15 protein-coding genes are annotated in these 16,493 nt (G+C 33.0%); 8 read left to right on the top strand and 7 right to left on the bottom strand.

Features of this window, described 5'->3' with window-relative positions; all coding sequences use genetic code 11:
* Positions 1–95: 95 nt before the first annotated feature.
* From BSF42_RS01135 to BSF42_RS01115, 5 genes are all read right to left on the bottom strand, one after another.
* Positions 96–1,019, bottom strand: coding sequence for an AraC family transcriptional regulator (locus tag BSF42_RS01135; RefSeq protein ID WP_095951286.1), 924 nt, complete (start codon positions 1,017–1,019; stop codon positions 96–98).
* Positions 1,020–1,091: 72 nt separating this feature from the next.
* Positions 1,092–1,955: a bestrophin family protein gene (locus BSF42_RS01130; RefSeq protein ID WP_095951285.1), complete on the bottom strand. Its 864-nt coding sequence runs from the start codon at positions 1,953–1,955 to the stop codon at positions 1,092–1,094.
* Positions 1,956–2,173: 218 nt separating this feature from the next.
* Positions 2,174–3,484, bottom strand: coding sequence for a TolC family protein (locus BSF42_RS01125; RefSeq protein ID WP_095951284.1), 1,311 nt, complete (start codon positions 3,482–3,484; stop codon positions 2,174–2,176).
* A 61-nt stretch (positions 3,485–3,545) separates the two neighbouring features.
* On the bottom strand, positions 3,546–6,644 hold the full coding sequence (locus tag BSF42_RS01120; protein ID WP_095951283.1) for an efflux RND transporter permease subunit: 3,099 nt from the start codon (positions 6,642–6,644) through the stop codon (positions 3,546–3,548).
* Positions 6,645–6,767: 123 nt separating this feature from the next.
* Complete coding sequence (locus BSF42_RS01115; RefSeq protein WP_095951282.1) at positions 6,768–7,826, bottom strand: efflux RND transporter periplasmic adaptor subunit; 1,059 nt, start codon at positions 7,824–7,826, stop codon at positions 6,768–6,770.
* Between the two features lie 488 nt (positions 7,827–8,314).
* Here BSF42_RS01115 and BSF42_RS01110 point away from each other — a divergent pair, with 488 nt between their 5' ends.
* From BSF42_RS01110 to BSF42_RS01095, 4 genes are read left to right on the top strand one after another with little or no spacing between them, the layout of a single operon-like run.
* Positions 8,315–8,914, top strand: a complete 600-nt coding sequence (locus BSF42_RS01110) for a thioredoxin fold domain-containing protein (protein WP_095951281.1) — start codon at positions 8,315–8,317, stop codon at positions 8,912–8,914.
* 29 nt (positions 8,915–8,943) lie between these two features.
* On the top strand, positions 8,944–9,798 hold the full coding sequence (locus tag BSF42_RS01105; protein ID WP_095951280.1) for a hypothetical protein: 855 nt from the start codon (positions 8,944–8,946) through the stop codon (positions 9,796–9,798).
* Positions 9,799–9,849: 51 nt separating this feature from the next.
* The gene (locus BSF42_RS01100; RefSeq protein WP_095951279.1) at positions 9,850–10,194 is read left to right on the top strand and encodes a hypothetical protein; all 345 of its coding nucleotides are present in this window, start codon (positions 9,850–9,852) and stop codon (positions 10,192–10,194) included.
* 59 nt (positions 10,195–10,253) lie between these two features.
* Complete coding sequence (locus tag BSF42_RS01095) at positions 10,254–10,853, top strand: PAS domain-containing protein (protein WP_095951278.1); 600 nt, start codon at positions 10,254–10,256, stop codon at positions 10,851–10,853.
* Positions 10,854–11,181: 328 nt separating this feature from the next.
* Here the strand turns inward: BSF42_RS01095 and recG are convergent, their stop codons facing one another.
* Entirely contained in the window at positions 11,182–13,290 is a 2,109-nt protein-coding gene (gene recG, locus BSF42_RS01090) for an ATP-dependent DNA helicase RecG (RefSeq protein WP_095951277.1), read from the bottom strand.
* Between the two features lie 229 nt (positions 13,291–13,519).
* On the opposite strand from recG, the gene BSF42_RS01085 reads away from it, so the two are divergent.
* The 3 genes from BSF42_RS01085 (at position 13,520) to BSF42_RS01075 (ending at position 14,942) form a co-directional block, all read left to right on the top strand.
* Positions 13,520–13,933, top strand: coding sequence for a hypothetical protein (locus tag BSF42_RS01085; protein ID WP_095951276.1), 414 nt, complete (start codon positions 13,520–13,522; stop codon positions 13,931–13,933).
* Positions 13,934–14,010: 77 nt separating this feature from the next.
* Entirely contained in the window at positions 14,011–14,550 is a 540-nt protein-coding gene (locus tag BSF42_RS01080; RefSeq protein ID WP_095951275.1) for a DUF1697 domain-containing protein, read from the top strand.
* The gene (locus tag BSF42_RS01075) at positions 14,550–14,942 is read left to right on the top strand and encodes a DUF4348 domain-containing protein (protein ID WP_095951274.1); all 393 of its coding nucleotides are present in this window, start codon (positions 14,550–14,552) and stop codon (positions 14,940–14,942) included. The genes BSF42_RS01080 and BSF42_RS01075 overlap by 1 nt, the downstream gene beginning before the upstream one ends.
* A gap of 4 nt (positions 14,943–14,946) precedes the next feature.
* Here BSF42_RS01075 and BSF42_RS01070 read toward each other — a convergent pair whose 3' ends face one another.
* The gene (locus BSF42_RS01070; RefSeq protein ID WP_095951273.1) at positions 14,947–15,690 is read right to left on the bottom strand and encodes a diphthine--ammonia ligase; all 744 of its coding nucleotides are present in this window, start codon (positions 15,688–15,690) and stop codon (positions 14,947–14,949) included.
* Positions 15,691–15,778: 88 nt separating this feature from the next.
* Here BSF42_RS01070 and BSF42_RS01065 point away from each other — a divergent pair, with 88 nt between their 5' ends.
* Positions 15,779–16,486, top strand: coding sequence for a transposase (locus BSF42_RS01065; protein ID WP_095951272.1), 708 nt, complete (start codon positions 15,779–15,781; stop codon positions 16,484–16,486).
* Positions 16,487–16,493 lie beyond the last annotated feature (7 nt).

Genomic DNA, 16,493 nt, shown 5'->3' with positions numbered 1-16,493 from the left:
GTTTCAAGTTCCAAGTTTCAAGTTTCAAGTTTCAAGTTTCAAGTTTCAAGTTGAAAACCTTAGACCCTCAGCATCTCAGAACCTCAGTACCTTTATTAATTAATAAATAGTAGCTGATACTGTTTCGGTGTAATTCCTTCGTATTTTTTAAATAATCTGATAAAGTAATTCGCGTCTTCAAAACCCGCTAAATAACAAACTTCGTTGATTTGCAGTGTCGGATTCTTCAATAGATTTTTGGCACATTTTATCTTTTCATTCAGAATATATTCAATCGGACTCATTCCGAGTTCGCGTTTAAAGAAACGGTAGAAAGAAGTTGTGCTCATGCAGGCTTTTTCGCTGAGCGTTTTCAAATTCATATTTTCCTTCAAATTCTGCTTGATATATTCCGTAACTTCTGTAATTGGATTATTAGATTCAATAAATGTTCCTTCATCCAAGGATTTTACGGTCTGCGTTTGAATAATTCGAATCAACAATTCTTTTAGGGTCAAATCGGCTAAAATATCTTTGGTGATCGAGGTACTCATACATTCCTTAATCAGCTTATTGATCGTTGCCGCCATTTCGACATTGTTGTAGAAGAAATAATTCTGATAGTTTAACTGCCAAAACATATTATTTCCCTCTTTTGGATACTGCTCATTTAAGAAGTTTAAAATCTCAGTAATTTTTTCCTGATCAATTGCTAAAGCTAGACATTGTGTAGGATTGTTTTTTGATGCTTCTGGGAAATCAATTTTCATTTCTACGTTTGAAGGAACAATAACAGTTTCACCCGGCAGATACTCAAATTCTGGATCATCAAAAAGATGCATTACTTTTTTGCCTCGAAGCATACTGGTAACAACCAAATCATTGAATTTTAACGGAACCATTTTAGTCGATTCATACGTTTCAAATAAATTTAACTCACAATGATTAAGATTGTAAATAGTTCTATTTTCAACAAGAGTCTTCAACGATTTTTCTTGTGATAACTGAAGCGGGTTGACTAAAAATCGTTGATTGTTCATTAAACTTAATTTTTTGGTGAAAGACCTAAATTTAAGCAAAATAAGAATATAAATAACAGCTTTAACGTTTTATTAAATCAGCTCTTCAACGTGTTTTTTGATATTTTCTGAAATCTTTTTTGTTGGAAGATCATTCTCGTCGTCTCCAAACGGATCTTCGATTTCCTCTGCAATAAGTTCTAAACTGGCTAAAACATAAAAGATAAAAACCACAACCGGAGCCACAAAATAACCCAAACTTACAGAATACCCAAATGGCAGTGTCATGGTATAAAAGAAAATGAATTTTTTTATAAAAGCACTGTAAGAGTAGGGAATAGGGGTGTTTTTGATGCGCTCACAAGCACCGCAAATATCGGTAAAAGCAGTTAATTCGTCATCTAATATAATCAGCTGATCGCCTGTAATCTTTTTTGCATCATACAAATCATTAATTTTATGATACATTATTCTTTTTAACTGGTTGGGTTTGTGTTTGTGATGATCAATATCCAAATCGACATCTTCAAAAAGCTGTTTGCTGGTTTCATCATCTTTCAAATGTTTATGCAAAACATCGGCATACATCGGAATGTATTTTCTAAAGAACTTCCTGTCGTTTTCATCTTTTAAAATTGCGGAAAGTTTTATGGCAAAATTACGGCTGTTATTTACAAGCTGTCCCCAAAGTTTACGGCCTTCCCACCAGCGGTCATAGGCTGTATTGGTTCTAAAAACAAGCAAAAGCGAGATTACAAAACCCAGCATTCCGTGCATAATAGGAATATTGTGAATGTAATCGTTTTTCGTCACTTTAAAATATTCGACTTCAAGATAACCTACAACTGCTGCATATATGCCAATGGCAATTATAATTGGAAACAGTTTACGAACGGTATCAGACTTATGAAAATGAAAAATAAAAGTAAACCAGTCTTTGGTATTATAGGAAATCATTTAAGTTTGTTTTGAAACAAATTTAAATTAAAAATTAACTATTTGGTTAAAATAGAAAAAATATTCTTAACACATAGAATCATAGTTTTTCGTTGAGTATAAAAAAGGCGTTTCACTAATTTAAACACACATAGCGATATGTATTCAAATTAGTGAAACGCCTTTTATAAAGTTTTCGTTTATTTTTTTATACTTTAAAATTAATTAAAGAAAACAAGTTAAAAAGTAATGTTTCCTGCTAATTCTTTTAGGGCAATTTCAGATAGTTTAGCTTCATATTGTGCATTGCTGTAGCGCACTTTTGCATTGACATAATTCAGCTGAGCGGTTCTGAAATCTAAAGTTGTAATAGTTCCAATTTTAAATTTATCAAGTGTAATGTCTAGATTTTGTTTTGCAATAGCTTCGTTATTTTCTTCTAGTTCAATTAACTCAAGATTGGTCATATAAGTTTGAAAAGCGGTGCTTAATTGTGTATTTAAAATCAGGCCTTGCTGTTCGATCGCAATCTGCGTATTTTCAATCTGCATTTTGGCAACTTTCTCATTTCGATGCTGATTAAAACCATCAAAAATATTCATAGTCGCATTAAAACCGTAGTTTAAACCTTTTGAAGTGTTTTCGCTGGTAAAACCTAAACTGGATTCGCTTTCAGAAAAATTATAACCTGTAGTTAGTCGCAAAATGGGGTAGCGGTCTGCCTTTACTTGTTTGAGCTGCAATTCAGCAATACGTTTATTTATTATTTGCGATTCAAGTGCTGGATTTTGTTTTTGGGCTAATTCCATCAAATCAACCAAAACCAATTTATTATCAACTACAACCTCGTTAGTAACTCTAAAATTAATCTGAGGATCTCTGGCTAAATATTGATTCAATAATATTTTTGCATTTGCGTACGATTCTTTTTGTCTCAATAAAGCAACTTGATCTGAATTTAAATCCACTTGCGCGTTTAAAACTTCAAGTTTAGAAGCTTTTCCAATGCTGAATCTGTTTTGGGCTAAAGTCAATCTTTGTTTAGAAATTACAATTGTAGTATCCAAAGCCGATAATTGATGCTGCTGTTGTACTAAATCATAATAAGCAGAGTTTACCTGACCGATTTTAACTAAGATAGTTCTCTTCAGTTCGGCATCGCCAAGTTTCTGAAGTTCTTGTAATTGGTCAAATCTGGCGAACATTTTCATTCCGTCAAAAACGGTCCAGCCTAAGCTTACGCCGTAATTTAAACTATTGTTTTTAGCGTTGTTTAATGTGGTCGATGTACCATCCTGACGAACTTGTGTTGAATTCGTAAGATTGTTATTATCAACGACAGAAGCCGTGGCAGTTGGCAGCATTCCGGCATTTCCTATCGTAACATTTGTCTCGCTTATTTTGGAATTATTTTTGGCTATTTTAATTTCAAAATTATTTTCCAAAGCTATAGTCATAGCCTGTTCAATAGTCAGAACTTCCTGTGCATTCGCCTCAATAATGCAGGCGAACAGAATTAGTAAAGTGCAGTATATTTTTTTGATATTCATTTTTATTTTCTTTTACCAGCTCATCACGACTTTTGCAATAAAATTCGTGATTTTTTGGTTTCTATTTTATACTTTCTTTTTCGTATTCGTCAATATGGTCAAATTCTGGATAATGTTTTCTAGCCCTAGACCACATTAAATAAATAGCAGGAATTACAAAAAGCGTTAAAGCCAATGAAAAAATGGTTCCTCCTACAATTACAACTCCCATACCAATTCTACTAGTTGACGCAGCTCCAAGTGACATTGCAATTGGAAGTGCTCCCAAAGCAATTGCCAAACTGGTCATTAAAATTGGACGTAAACGCGCTTCTGAAGCTTCTAAAATAGCTTCTAATTTTGGTTTCCCTTGTTCGCGTAACTGGTTCGCAAATTCGACTATCAAAATACCATTTTTGGTTACCAGACCAATTAACATTACGGTACCAATCTGGCTGAAGATATTCCAACTCTGATTGAATAACCAAAGTGAAAATAAAGCTCCTGCAACCGCCATTGGAACAGTTAGAATGATAATAAACGGATCAATAAAACTTTCAAATTGTGCGGCAAGAATTAAGAAAATAAGCAATAAAGCCAATCCGAAGGCGAAAGAAGTATTCGAGCTGCTTTCTACGAAATCTCGAGATTCTCCACTTAAATCGGTTGTAAAAGTTTCGTCTAAAACTTTAGCTTTAATTCGGTCCATTTCTTTAATTCCGTCTCCCATACTTTTTCCTGGAGCCAAACCTGCAGCAACAGTTGCCGACATATAACGATTGTTGTGGTACAATTGCGGTGGATTACTCTGCTCGTAAACTTTGACAACGTTATCCATTTGAATTAATTCTCCGTTTTTGTTTTTTACAAACATCGAAGTCAAATCCAAAGGTTTTGATCTGTCTTTTTGATCAAACTGACCAATTACTTGATATTGTTTTCCATTTTTAATGAAATATCCAAAACGCTGTCCGCTTAACGAAAGCTGTAAAGTCTGTGCAATATCAATAATCGAGATCCCTAAACTTTCTGCTTTTGCACGATCAATTGAAACATTGATTTCGGGTTTGTTAAATTTCAAATTCACATCAGTAGTAGAAAAAACATCACTTTTTCCCACTTCGTTCATAAAAAGAGGGATTTTTTCTCTCAGTTTATCAAAAGTTGGAGCTTGAATAATATATTGAATAGGAAGACCTCCACGTCTGTTTACGGCAATTGTAGGCTGTTGAATTACAGATGTTTTGGCATCAGGATATCTTTTAGTCCATTTTGATAATTGATCAGCAATTTCTTTTTGAGATCGTTCTCTTTCTTCTGGATTCTTTAATGAAAGTCTGATAAAACCAGAATTCGCTGCAGAACCTCCCGATCCAGGAGCTGTTATAACAAGACTTACTTTCTTTTCTGGAATAGAATCGTCAACCAGCTGTGATATTTCCTGCATAAAACGATTGGTATAATCATAAGAAGAACCTTCAGGAGTAGTCATACGCATGGTTACAGAACTACGATCATCATATGGAGCAGTTTCTTTTGGAAGAATGGTGAAAAATAAATAGATAATTCCAAAACAAACAATTAGAATTGGAAAACTGATCCATTTCTTTTCCATAAATTTAGAAAGCGCTTCAGCATAACCGCTGTTCATTTTTTCAAAAAATGGTTCTGTTTTAATGTAGAATTTAGATTTTTTCTGTTCGCCGCCTTTCATTAAATATGCATTCAGCATTGGCGTTAAAGTCAAGGATACAAAGGCAGAAATCAATACGGCCGCACCAATTACAACTCCAAATTCCCTAAAGAGTCGGCCAACAAAACCTTCTAAGAAAATTACGGGTAAAAATACCGAGGCAAGTGTTACCGAAATGGAAATTACGGCATAGAAAATTTCATTAGAACCTTTAATAGCTGCTTCAATAGGCGACATTCCTTCTTCGACTTTTTTGAAGATATTTTCGGTAACCACAATTCCGTCATCGACCACTAAACCTGTAGCCAAAACAATAGCTAAAAGTGTTAAGACATTTATAGAGAATCCTAAAAGCCACATAACAAAGAATGTAGCAATTAACGATACAGGAATATCAATTAAAGGTCTGAACGCAATTGCCCAGTCTCTAAAGAATAAGTAAATAATTATAATTACCAGAAGTATCGAAATTCCTAATGTTTCGACAACTTCTAGTACAGATTTTTTTACGAATTGTGTATTGTCAAGCGCAATATTAAGTTTGATATCTTTGGGTAAATCATTTTTTAGAGCTTCGTATTTTTTATAAAACTCAGACGAAATATCCAAATAATTGGCTCCTGGCATTGGTACAATTGCTAATCCAATCATTGGCATTCCAGAAGAGGTTAGTCCAGTTTCGATATTTTCTGGTCCTAATTCGGCTCCGCCGACATCGCTTAAACGAACGATTTTATCACCGTCTGTACGAATGATAATATTATTGAATTCTTCTGGTTTGGATAAGTTTCCAATTGTTTTTACCGTTAATTCAGTATTGTTTCCAGTTAATTTTCCAGATGGTAATTCTACATTTTGAGCATTAAGTGCAGCGCGCACTTCGGCCACGGTACAACCGTACGCCGCAAGTTTTGATGGATCGATCCATAAACGCATTGCGTACCTTTTTTGTCCCCAAATTTGTACGGCGCTTACTCCAGGAATAGTCTCTAAACGCTGTGAAATAACGTTTTCTGCATAATCACTTAATTCTAATGAGCTTCTGGTATCACTTTGAACCGTCATTGAGATGATAGATTCACTATCAGCATCTGCTTTAGAAACAACCGGCGGTGCATCAATATCCTGTGGCAAATTCCTGATTGCCTGCGAAACTTTATCACGAACATCGTTTGCAGCTTCTTCTAAATCTTTGTCAAGATTAAATTCTATAGTGATATTGCTGCTTCCTTGATTACTAGAAGAAGTAATATTTCGAATTCCGTCAATTGCATTTACCGCTTTTTCAAGAGGTTCGGTAATTTGCGATTCAATAATATCAGAATTGGCACCAGTATAATTGGTACGAATAGAAACCTGCGCAGGGTCAATAGAAGGAAATTCTCTAACACCTAAAAAGGTATAACCAATAAAACCGAATAATATGATTAGTAGATTCAGTACTATGGTTAAAACAGGTCTTTTTATGCTTGTAGTTGATAAACTCATTTATGGTTTTAGATTTTAGTCCCGAAGCCTCGGGATTGATTTTAGATTTCAGATTTGTTGCTAAATCTTACCGGTATCTTTAATCTATATTCAAGTCTTTTGACTTACGACTTTTAGCTTTAACTATTTTACTTTAACTTTAATCGGTGCTTCGTCTTTTAATGACATTACACCGCTTGTAATTAAAGTATCACCTGCTTTTAATCCTGACAAAATCAAAATGGAAGAATCAGTTCTTGTGGTAGCATCAACCATAACTTCTTTAGCTTTTCCCATGTTGGCTACAAATACTTTTTTACCATCCTGAATTGGTACTATTGCCTGCGAAGGAACTACAATCGCATCTTTAATTGTATTTAAAGGCAGTTTTACTTCAGCAAAAGTTCCTGGGAAAAGTTTTCCGTCGGTATTGTCTGCAATTGCACGAATTTGAAGTGTACGTGTCGCAACGGCAACTTCAGGTTCGATAGCATAAATTTTGGCATTATATATTTTAGTAGATCCCGAAACAGTAAAATCGATTGTTGTTCCAGATTTTACCTGCGCTGCGTATTTCTCTGGTATAGAAAATGTGATTTTTAATTTTCCAGTATTAACCAACTTTGCAACCAAAACAGTTGGAGTAATGTAGGTTCCAGGTGAAATATTTCTTAAACCAATTTTTCCTGAAAAAGGCGCTCTTACAGATGTCTTAGATATTTGCGCACGTATTAATTGGCTTTGTGCTTGTGCAGAAGCAAGATCTGCTTTTGCAATGTCTGCCTCCTCTTGGCTTATAGCTTCTTTTTGAAGTAAAAGTTTTGCTCTTCTTTCATTTTCTGCAGTTAAACCTTCTCTGGTTACAGCTTGTCGTAACTGCGCTCTTAATTCTATATCATTTACTTTTAGTAAAACTTGTCCTTTGGTAACGTTGGTTCCTTCACTAAAAAATATTCCTTCTACAATTCCTGAAACCTCACTGTGAATTTCTACCTGTTCATTTGCTTCAATAGATCCTGAAAGTGATAAATTATTATCAAAAGTATCCGTTTTTATTACGATTCCGTTAACAGTTGTGGGAGTGTTTTTATCGCCAGATTTTTTATTATCGTCGTTTTTACTTTTGTTAGATACCACTCTATAAGCAATAAAGCCTCCTATGGCTACTATTAAAAGGGTGTAAATGAGGTGTTTTACTTTCATAAAAATTGAAGTGAATATGGTTTTAGGTCTGCGTTTTTAGTAAGTAGCAAATTTAACTTTTTGTTGTGAAATCGAAAGATGTTAGCTTTTATTTAACACTTGTATCTACAAAGGTTTGCATTTAGACTGCAAACGGAGTAAAAGGTTTAATAAAAGATTATATTTTTTTAATTAAAAGCTAGAATCCACAGGATAATTTAGTTTTGAAGAGAATCATAAGTTGAAAATGTGTGAGGTCAGACTTTTTCTACGCTAAGATAAAATTTAAGTATTTTGTCTGATTTTTTTTGCACTTTAACGATTTTATTTGTAACATTGATATGTTAAACAAAACAATCAATTTGCACGATAATGTTGATCTTATAAAAGTTTTTTTTGTTAAAATGTGTTTTTAGGAGTTGTTTTTTAAGTTTTTTAGAGAATATTGTTAATAATTATATTAACAACTGTTTATTTTTTTTTGGTTAAATTAATACGAAAAATGATTTATGAAGAAAAAATTACTTCTATTTTTATGGTTTACATTTTTACTTCTTTCCATTGGTTATTTGTTTTGGCAGAATGAGTTCAAATACAGTCTTCCTACGCCACTACCGCAAAATTATCACCCTATTGCAATGGGCTCTAAAGTTGAATTAGGACCTTGCTGCGCATTCGACAACAAACCTGTATTTATACATTTCTTTAATCCAGATTGTCCGTGTTCGCGCTTTAATGTACCACATGTTAGCGAGCTAATTAAAAAATACGGCAGTCAGATTAATTTTAAAATTGTAGTGTTAAACAAAAAGAAACATTTTACAATTGATGAAATTCAAAAAAAGTTTGATGCTCAAATTCCTATTTATTTTGATGAAGCAATTGCAGCGAAATGCGGTGTTTTTTCGACTCCACAAGCGGTTTTACTAGATTCTTCGCGTACTTTATATTATAGAGGTAATTACAACAAAACGAGATATTGCACTGATGCTAAAAGTAATTATGCACAAATGGCAATTGATTCTCTGTTACATAAAAATTACAAACCTTCGTTTAATGCTTTTGCCCTGAGGGCATACGGATGTTCGTTACCAAATTGTACTAAATAAATCTCACCTAAATCAAAAAACTGAAACCTATGAAAACAAAAGCTAGTTTAAATGAACAAGATTATCTGCACAGTTTTATGTCAACAATGACGCAGAAATCGGATACGATTATTAATTATGTGCTTGCCGTTTATTTTCTTCTCGGAATAGGATTATCTTTTAAATATGACACTTTCGAAATTGGAGTAGGAGTGGGAACGCTAAATCTTTTGGCCTATTATTCGGCTAAATTTTTTATGAAGAATTCTAAGTTTTACCAATATGTTTTATCGGTTGTTCTAGCGATTTTTATGGCTCAGTATATTTATCAGATGCATGGAATGTTTGAAATGCATTTTACGGTATTTATAGCCAGTACAATTTTAATTATTTATCAAAACTGGAAACTTCAAATACCGCTGACTCTTCTGGTTGTGATGCATCACGCAGGATTGGCATATTTGCAAAACTTCGTTTACAATGACGCAAACGGTCTCCAAGTTTATTTTTCACAAGTAAATTTTGATATAGAAACACTTCTTATTCATACCATTTTGGCTGCTGTTGTGTTTTTTATGAATGGATATTGGGCCTATTATTTTAAGGAACATAGTGAGAATCATATTTCTAAAATTTCAGACGAATATGAATTGGAAAACATGAAACTGGCTTCTGCTAAATACAGTTCTATGTCGGCTACAAAAGATTATAATGATTTTATTCATAGAACAACATTGGATTTGAAACTTCCTGTAAACTCAGTTTTAAAACTAATTGATGTTTCAAAAGGACATACCGATAATGATAAATTGCTTACTTACCTTGAAATGATGAGAGAAAGCGCCAAGAAAATTGACGATTTAGTGAATGATATTCATGTGAAATCAACAAGCAGCAGGAGTTAGATTTTTAAAAACCAACTTCCAACTACATATTAATTTTTTAAACCTGCTGCAATGTTTAAGCATGATTTTCCAACTGCAGTTCCAACGCTGCATAATTTAAAAAAAACTATTGATCATTTTTTAAGTGATAGTATAACACTAAATTCCATCGATAAGATTGGCGCTGCATCTGAATTTGAAGCAGAAGTTAAGGAGATTTTAAAAGGATATAGAGATAATTCTCAAGTTTATAATCTTGATTTTCAATATAGAAAACTAATTCAGATTATTACAGATATTCACAATCTAAATCTGGCGGTGAATAATGAGATTCCAGAATGGCTTGAAAGCGAATTAGAAATGGTTTTTCATAAAATCAGAAATATTCTGCTTGTTTTAGAAATCGAATTAAATTAAAAATTTTAAAGATTCATTTAATAACTATTGAATTGTAAATTAATTTAAATGTAAAATTTATGGATACCAGATTTAATCGTCCAACACCTTCAGATCGAGAAGTAGATTGGAACAAGAATAAAGTACTGCTGAGTAAGACCGACAAAAAAGGGACAATTTTATATGCCAATGAAGACTTTATAGATGTTTCTGGTTATGATGAATTTGAGCTTGTTGGTCAGCCTCACAATATAATTCGCCATCCTGATATGCCAAAAGTGATTTTTAAATTCTTATGGGACAGCATTAAATCGAGCGAAAACATTCATGTTATTATAAAGAACATGGCTAAAACAGGTCGTTTTTATTGGGTTGTAACCAATTTTAAAATTATCGCAGATACTGACGGAGAAATTGTAGGTTTCTTTGGAACAAGAAAATCTGTTCCAAACGAAATTATCGTAAAATTTATCGAACCTTTATATAAAAAACTTTTACAGATTGAAGAAACCAGTGGTGTACAAGCTTCTGAAGAATATTTGGTTGGTTTTCTGGAAGAACGAAAGAAAACCTACATGGAGTATATCGATCATTTGATTGCTACTGGAAAAGATGATAAAAATAAGATAAGCAAAGGTTTATTGAGCGGATTGTTTTCTAAAAGTCCGCCCAAAAAATAATTTAAAAACATAAATATGCTTCATTGTATCAATTCGGATATTCAATAAAAATTTGCACCCCAACAAATCTAAATCACCTGAATATTGAAAACTTATGGATTTAAGGCAGATACAGTGAAGTATGTTTTTTTTTTTAAGGTTCTATCCCGAAGCTTCGGGACTGAGGAGCTAAGGGGTAAAGGTTTTTTTGTTTTCATTAGTCTTCGACTTCGCTCAGAATGACAATCAAGTAATAAGTTGCATTATAATACCTCACAACCTCAGAATTTCAGAATCTTAGTACCTCAGTACCTCAGTAACTTAGCATCTCAGAACCTTAGTTCACTCCCTAAGAAATATAATTCCAAATATTTTTCTTTTTGGTCAATTCGATGAAAATAGCTTTAAGTACAGCGTGCTCCGGTTTTTGTAATGCCGAATCTTCTTTTAAGATTTTCATGGCATAATTTCGCGCCACAGATAAAATGTCTCTGTCTCTTACAATATCTGCAATTTGAAGGTTCAAGACACCACTTTGCTGTGTCCCCATTAAGTCACCGGGACCGCGAAGTTTTAGATCTACTTCGGCGATTTCGAAACCATCATTAGTCTGAACCATAGTTTCCATTCGGGTTTTACTGTCAGAACTTAATTTATGACTAGTCATTAAGATGCAATAACTTTGTTCAGCGCCACGACCAACGCGTCCACGAAGCTGATGCAATTGCGAAAGTCCGAATCTTTCGGCACTTTCTATAATCATAACGCTCGCATTCGGGACATTTACACCAACTTCAATTACCGTTGTCGCAACCATAATATTGGTTTTTCCTTCCGAGAAACGTTTCATTTCGGCATCTTTATCGGCAGGTTTCATTTTTCCGTGCAGAATTGAAATAGCATATTGCGGAAGAGGGAAATCACGTGAAATACTTTCGTAACCGTCCATTAAATCCTTATAATCCATTTTTTCAGATTCCTGAATAAGCGGATATACAATATAAATTTGTCTTCCTTTTGCGATTTCATCTCGAAGAAATTTCCACACTTTCAAACGATTCGAATCAAAACGATGTACGGTTTGAATTGGTTTTCTTCCCGGCGGTAATTCATCAATTACAGAAATATCTAAATCACCATATAAACTCATTGCCAAAGTTCTCGGAATTGGCGTTGCAGTCATTACTAAAACATGAGGTGGAATTTCATTTTTTTTCCACAATTTAGAGCGCTGTTCTACACCAAAGCGATGCTGTTCATCAATTACGGCTAAACCTAAATTTTGGAATTTTACTTTATCTTCTAATAAAGCGTGTGTTCCAATTAAAATTTTCAATGTACCGTTTTCAAGTTCTTCATGAATAATTCTTCTTTCAGAAGTTTTAGTAGAACCCGTTAATATTCTGATATTGATATTTAAAGTATTTGCAAATTCAGACAAACCTAGAAAATGCTGATTGGCTAGAATCTCAGTCGGTGCCATTAAACAAGCTTGAAAACCGTTATCCATCGCAAGAAGCATGCTCATAAAAGCAACAATTGTTTTTCCCGAACCAACATCACCCTGAAGCAGGCGATTCATTTGGGCATTACTTCCCATGTCTGTCCGGATTTCCTTAATTACTCTCTTTTGAGCATTAGTCAAATCAAAAGGAAGATGATTTTTATAAAAGTCATTAAATAATTCTCCTACTTTGTCAAAAGGATGACCTTTAATCTTATGTTTCCGAATAAGATTTTTGGTAATTAATTGAAGCTGGATAAAAAATAATTCCTCAAATTTTAATCTGAATTGCGCTTTCGCTAAAATATCGACGCTCTTTGGAAAATGAATATTAAATAAAGCTGCTCTTTTCGGAATCAATTTTAATTCTTCAATCAAATAAGGCGGAAAAGTTTCGGTAAATAAAGCCTGGGTTTCCAAAAAAAGCTGTTCCATCAGCTTGTTGATGGTACGATTTGAAATTCCCTTATTCGTCAAGGCTTCTGTTGAAGGATAAACTGGCTGCATTGCAGAACGCAGACTTCTTTCATGTTCTGCCAGCAACTCAATTTCAGGATGCGCCATACTAAATTGGCTTCCATATAAAGAGCATTTTCCAAAAATAACCAGCGGTTCATTAAGCTTTAAGCTTTCGCGAATCCATTTATGACCTTGAAACCAGTTTAAGTCAATCTGCCCTGTGTCATCCACGAAAGTGGCAACAAGACGTTTTTTGTTTTTGGCAAATTCGACCGTTTTAATATTAATTATTTTTCCAATAATCTGAACCTCCGAACCTGTATTCTGCAATTCGTTAATCTTATAATATCGCGTACGATCGATATAGCGATTCGGAAAAAAATTGACTAAATCTCCATATTTATGAATGCCCAATTCCTTACGCAGTAACTGACCACGGCTTGGGCCAACACCTTTTAAGTATTCAATTGGAGTTTCAAGAATATTATTAGACATTAAAATATTTTAGATGGTTGATTTTAGATTTGAGATTGGGAAAAATTGGTATTTGGAATTTTTAGATTGGAATTTAATTTGAAAGCGAAGATAAATCTTAATTAGGAAATTTGAAAATGAATTATAATTTCAAGTCCAATATTAACTTATCATTAAATTGCTTAAAGCAGACGCAACCATAGTTATCAAGTAATATCTTACTAATAGTTAAACCTTAAAAACTATAAAAATGAAAAAAATTGGACTTTTAATTTTAGTGCTTATTTCTGTGGCTGCTTGCTCAAGTGACGATCGTTCTGATGAAAATACGAGATATACAGGAACTGATTACTATGGGAAATGGGTAAGTATTGATGATACTGCAGAAGGCTGGAGCGACCATTATGTCTTTAATAAAAACAATACTTTTACGAGAGTAAAAACAGTTAATGGAGTAACTGCAAATCTATCAGGAACTTTTGAATTATTTACCCGTGAAGACAAACCTAATTTTCAATTAACGTATTCGGAACCTTCAAATTTGATCTACAGTTGTTCTAGTGGTTTTGGAGGTAAAAGTGAACTTTTATATATTTTAGATGGCCATTTAGAAAATTCGGCGAAAATGTGCGATTACCAATTAACATATAAAAAAGAAAAATAAAAAACGTAAGTTTGTTTTTGGTATTTAAAAGTATTCGATTTTAAAATTGAATACTTTTTTCTTTTAAAAAAATGATAATGATAACACATTTAGCACTTTTACGCGGAATCAACGTTTCGGGGCACAACATGATGAAAATGGAAGCTTTAAAAACAATGCTGGAAAATATTGGTTTTCAAAATGTCCGAACGTATTTACAATCTGGAAATGTGTTTATTGACAGCGAAGAAGATGCTTCGAAAGTAGGTTTTATGATTAAACAGGAAATATTTAAAGTTTTCGGACATGAAGTTCCTGTGGTTGTAATTACAAAAGCAGATTTGGAATCTTGCTTTGCTAATAATCCGTTTTTGAAAGAGAAAGATATAGATTCTAAAAAACTATATGTTGCTTTTGTTTCGACGGCTTTAAAGAAAGAAAATATAAACGATTTAAAAATCAGTCAGTTTAAACCTGACGAAGCTAGTATTGATGAAAATAAAATTTTTATAAAATACGCTGTTGGCGCAGGAAAAACCCGTTTTGATCAAAAATATATCGAGAAAAAATTAAATGTAACAGCCACAATTAGAAACTGGAACACAGTTACTAATCTTTTAAATATGTATTCAGAATAATGAAAAAACTACTAATTATTTTTTGCGTGTTTCTTTTAAATAATTCAGTAACAGCTCAAAATAAAGCTGTTGTTAAAGAAGAGGTTTTCAGTTCTTTTTTAAAGAAATTTAAAGAAAGTAAAGATTTTCAATTGAGCAGAATTAATTTTCCTCTAACAGTAAAAATGAATAATGACGATTTTGAACAGGTTGATTATGTAATTGCTAAAAATGATTATAAAATGATCAAACTTGATGATAAGGGAAGCGACTATGAACAAAAAAATGTTCCAAAAAATAGTACCGTTATTATAAAGCAACGAGGCAAGGATAACGGAATTTTCGTAGAATATATTTTTATTCAAAAGAAAGGTTTGTGGTATTTAAAAACCTGGGTTGATATGTCGACTTAATATCTTATTTCTTTATCAAATCACAATACCAAAATCCAAAATCGAAAGCGTCGCTAGTACTGGTATCACAGGCAGTATTTGAACAATCTTCGGTTTTAGGTCTTTCGTATTTTCTATACACAATTTCACCAATTTCAAAATCAATTGGTTCTGAAAAAATAGGTCCGTCAAATGTAAACGTATGAAATTCGCCGTTTTCGCCGCAGACATCAACATTTTCTGGTAAATCATTGATGAAATCCTGATCTATAATCCGGCCGACGAAACTTTTATCTAAATAGCGTTCGTTTACACAAACTACAATTGTTTTAAAACCTAAAGCAATAAATTCTTGAATTAAATCTTTTGTTTCAATTTTCCAAAGTGGAAAAACACCTTTAAAACCTGCTTTAGCCAATTGATCTTCGCGATATTTACGCAAATCTTCCAAGAAAATATCACCAAAAATAGAATGTGTAATGCCTTGATTTTTTATATCTGTCAGGGTTTCAAACATTATAGTATCATAAACTTCCATCGTTGGCATTTCGGGAATTTGAATGATTTTTAAAGGTAAACCAATACTTTTGGCTTGTGCTTCTAATAATTCAACTCGAGCGCCATGCATGGAAATGCGCTGGTATTGCTGGTTTACGCTCGTTAATAGATATTCAATTTTAAAATCAGGATTTTGAAGTATTTTGTATAAGGCAAGAGCAGAATCTTTTCCGCTGCTCCAATTAAATATGGCTTTTTGAGGTACAGACACGATTTGGTATTTTATACTGTAAACATACAAATTTCATTCTATTTGTTTGTGAAAGGTTTGTAACTTTGGGAATTTACATGCCAGAATAATGACATTATATAAAGAAAAGTTTAAAACCGATTCTAATAGACTGAGAAATTGGGATTATTCTAGTGAAGCAGTTTATTTTATTACGATAGTTACAAAAAATAGAGAATGTCTTTTTGGAACTATTGCAGAAGGAAAAATGATTTTAAACGAAAATGGAAAGATTATTGAGACTGAACTTTTAAAATCTATAAAGATTCGTAAAAATTGGTTTTTCCATAATTGGATAATTATGCCAAATCATATTCATTTATTAGTTGAAATACAATCAACGAACGTTTCTACTGTAGAGACGCACAGCAGTACGTCTACGCCCAGCATATCGACAACGGAATGTGATAAATCGGAATCAGAAACAAATTCCGAATTTTTACCCGAAGCGTATATCGTAAAGACGCACAGCAGTGTGTCTACGTCCAGCACATCCACAAAGGAATTTGACAAATCTTTGTCGACAAACGTTGCGGAGACGCACTGCTGTGCGCCTCTACAGAATCAATCTGAATCAAAATTTTTCCGAAAATCCAATTCAATTTCGTCATTTGTTACAATTTTTAAATCGGTTACAACAAAAGAAATAACCAGTTCAGAATCAATATGGCAAGCAAATTTTCATGATCATATTGTTAGAAATTACAAAACATTCGATAAAATTTATTCCTATATTAAAAATAATCCAAGATCTTGGGAAACAGATTCTTTAAAATGAAATTTTC

This window comes from Flavobacterium sp. ACN6 (assembly GCF_002304005.1).
GTDB lineage: Bacteria > Bacteroidota > Bacteroidia > Flavobacteriales > Flavobacteriaceae > Flavobacterium.
This window is presented reverse-complemented; position numbering and strand designations above follow the sequence as displayed.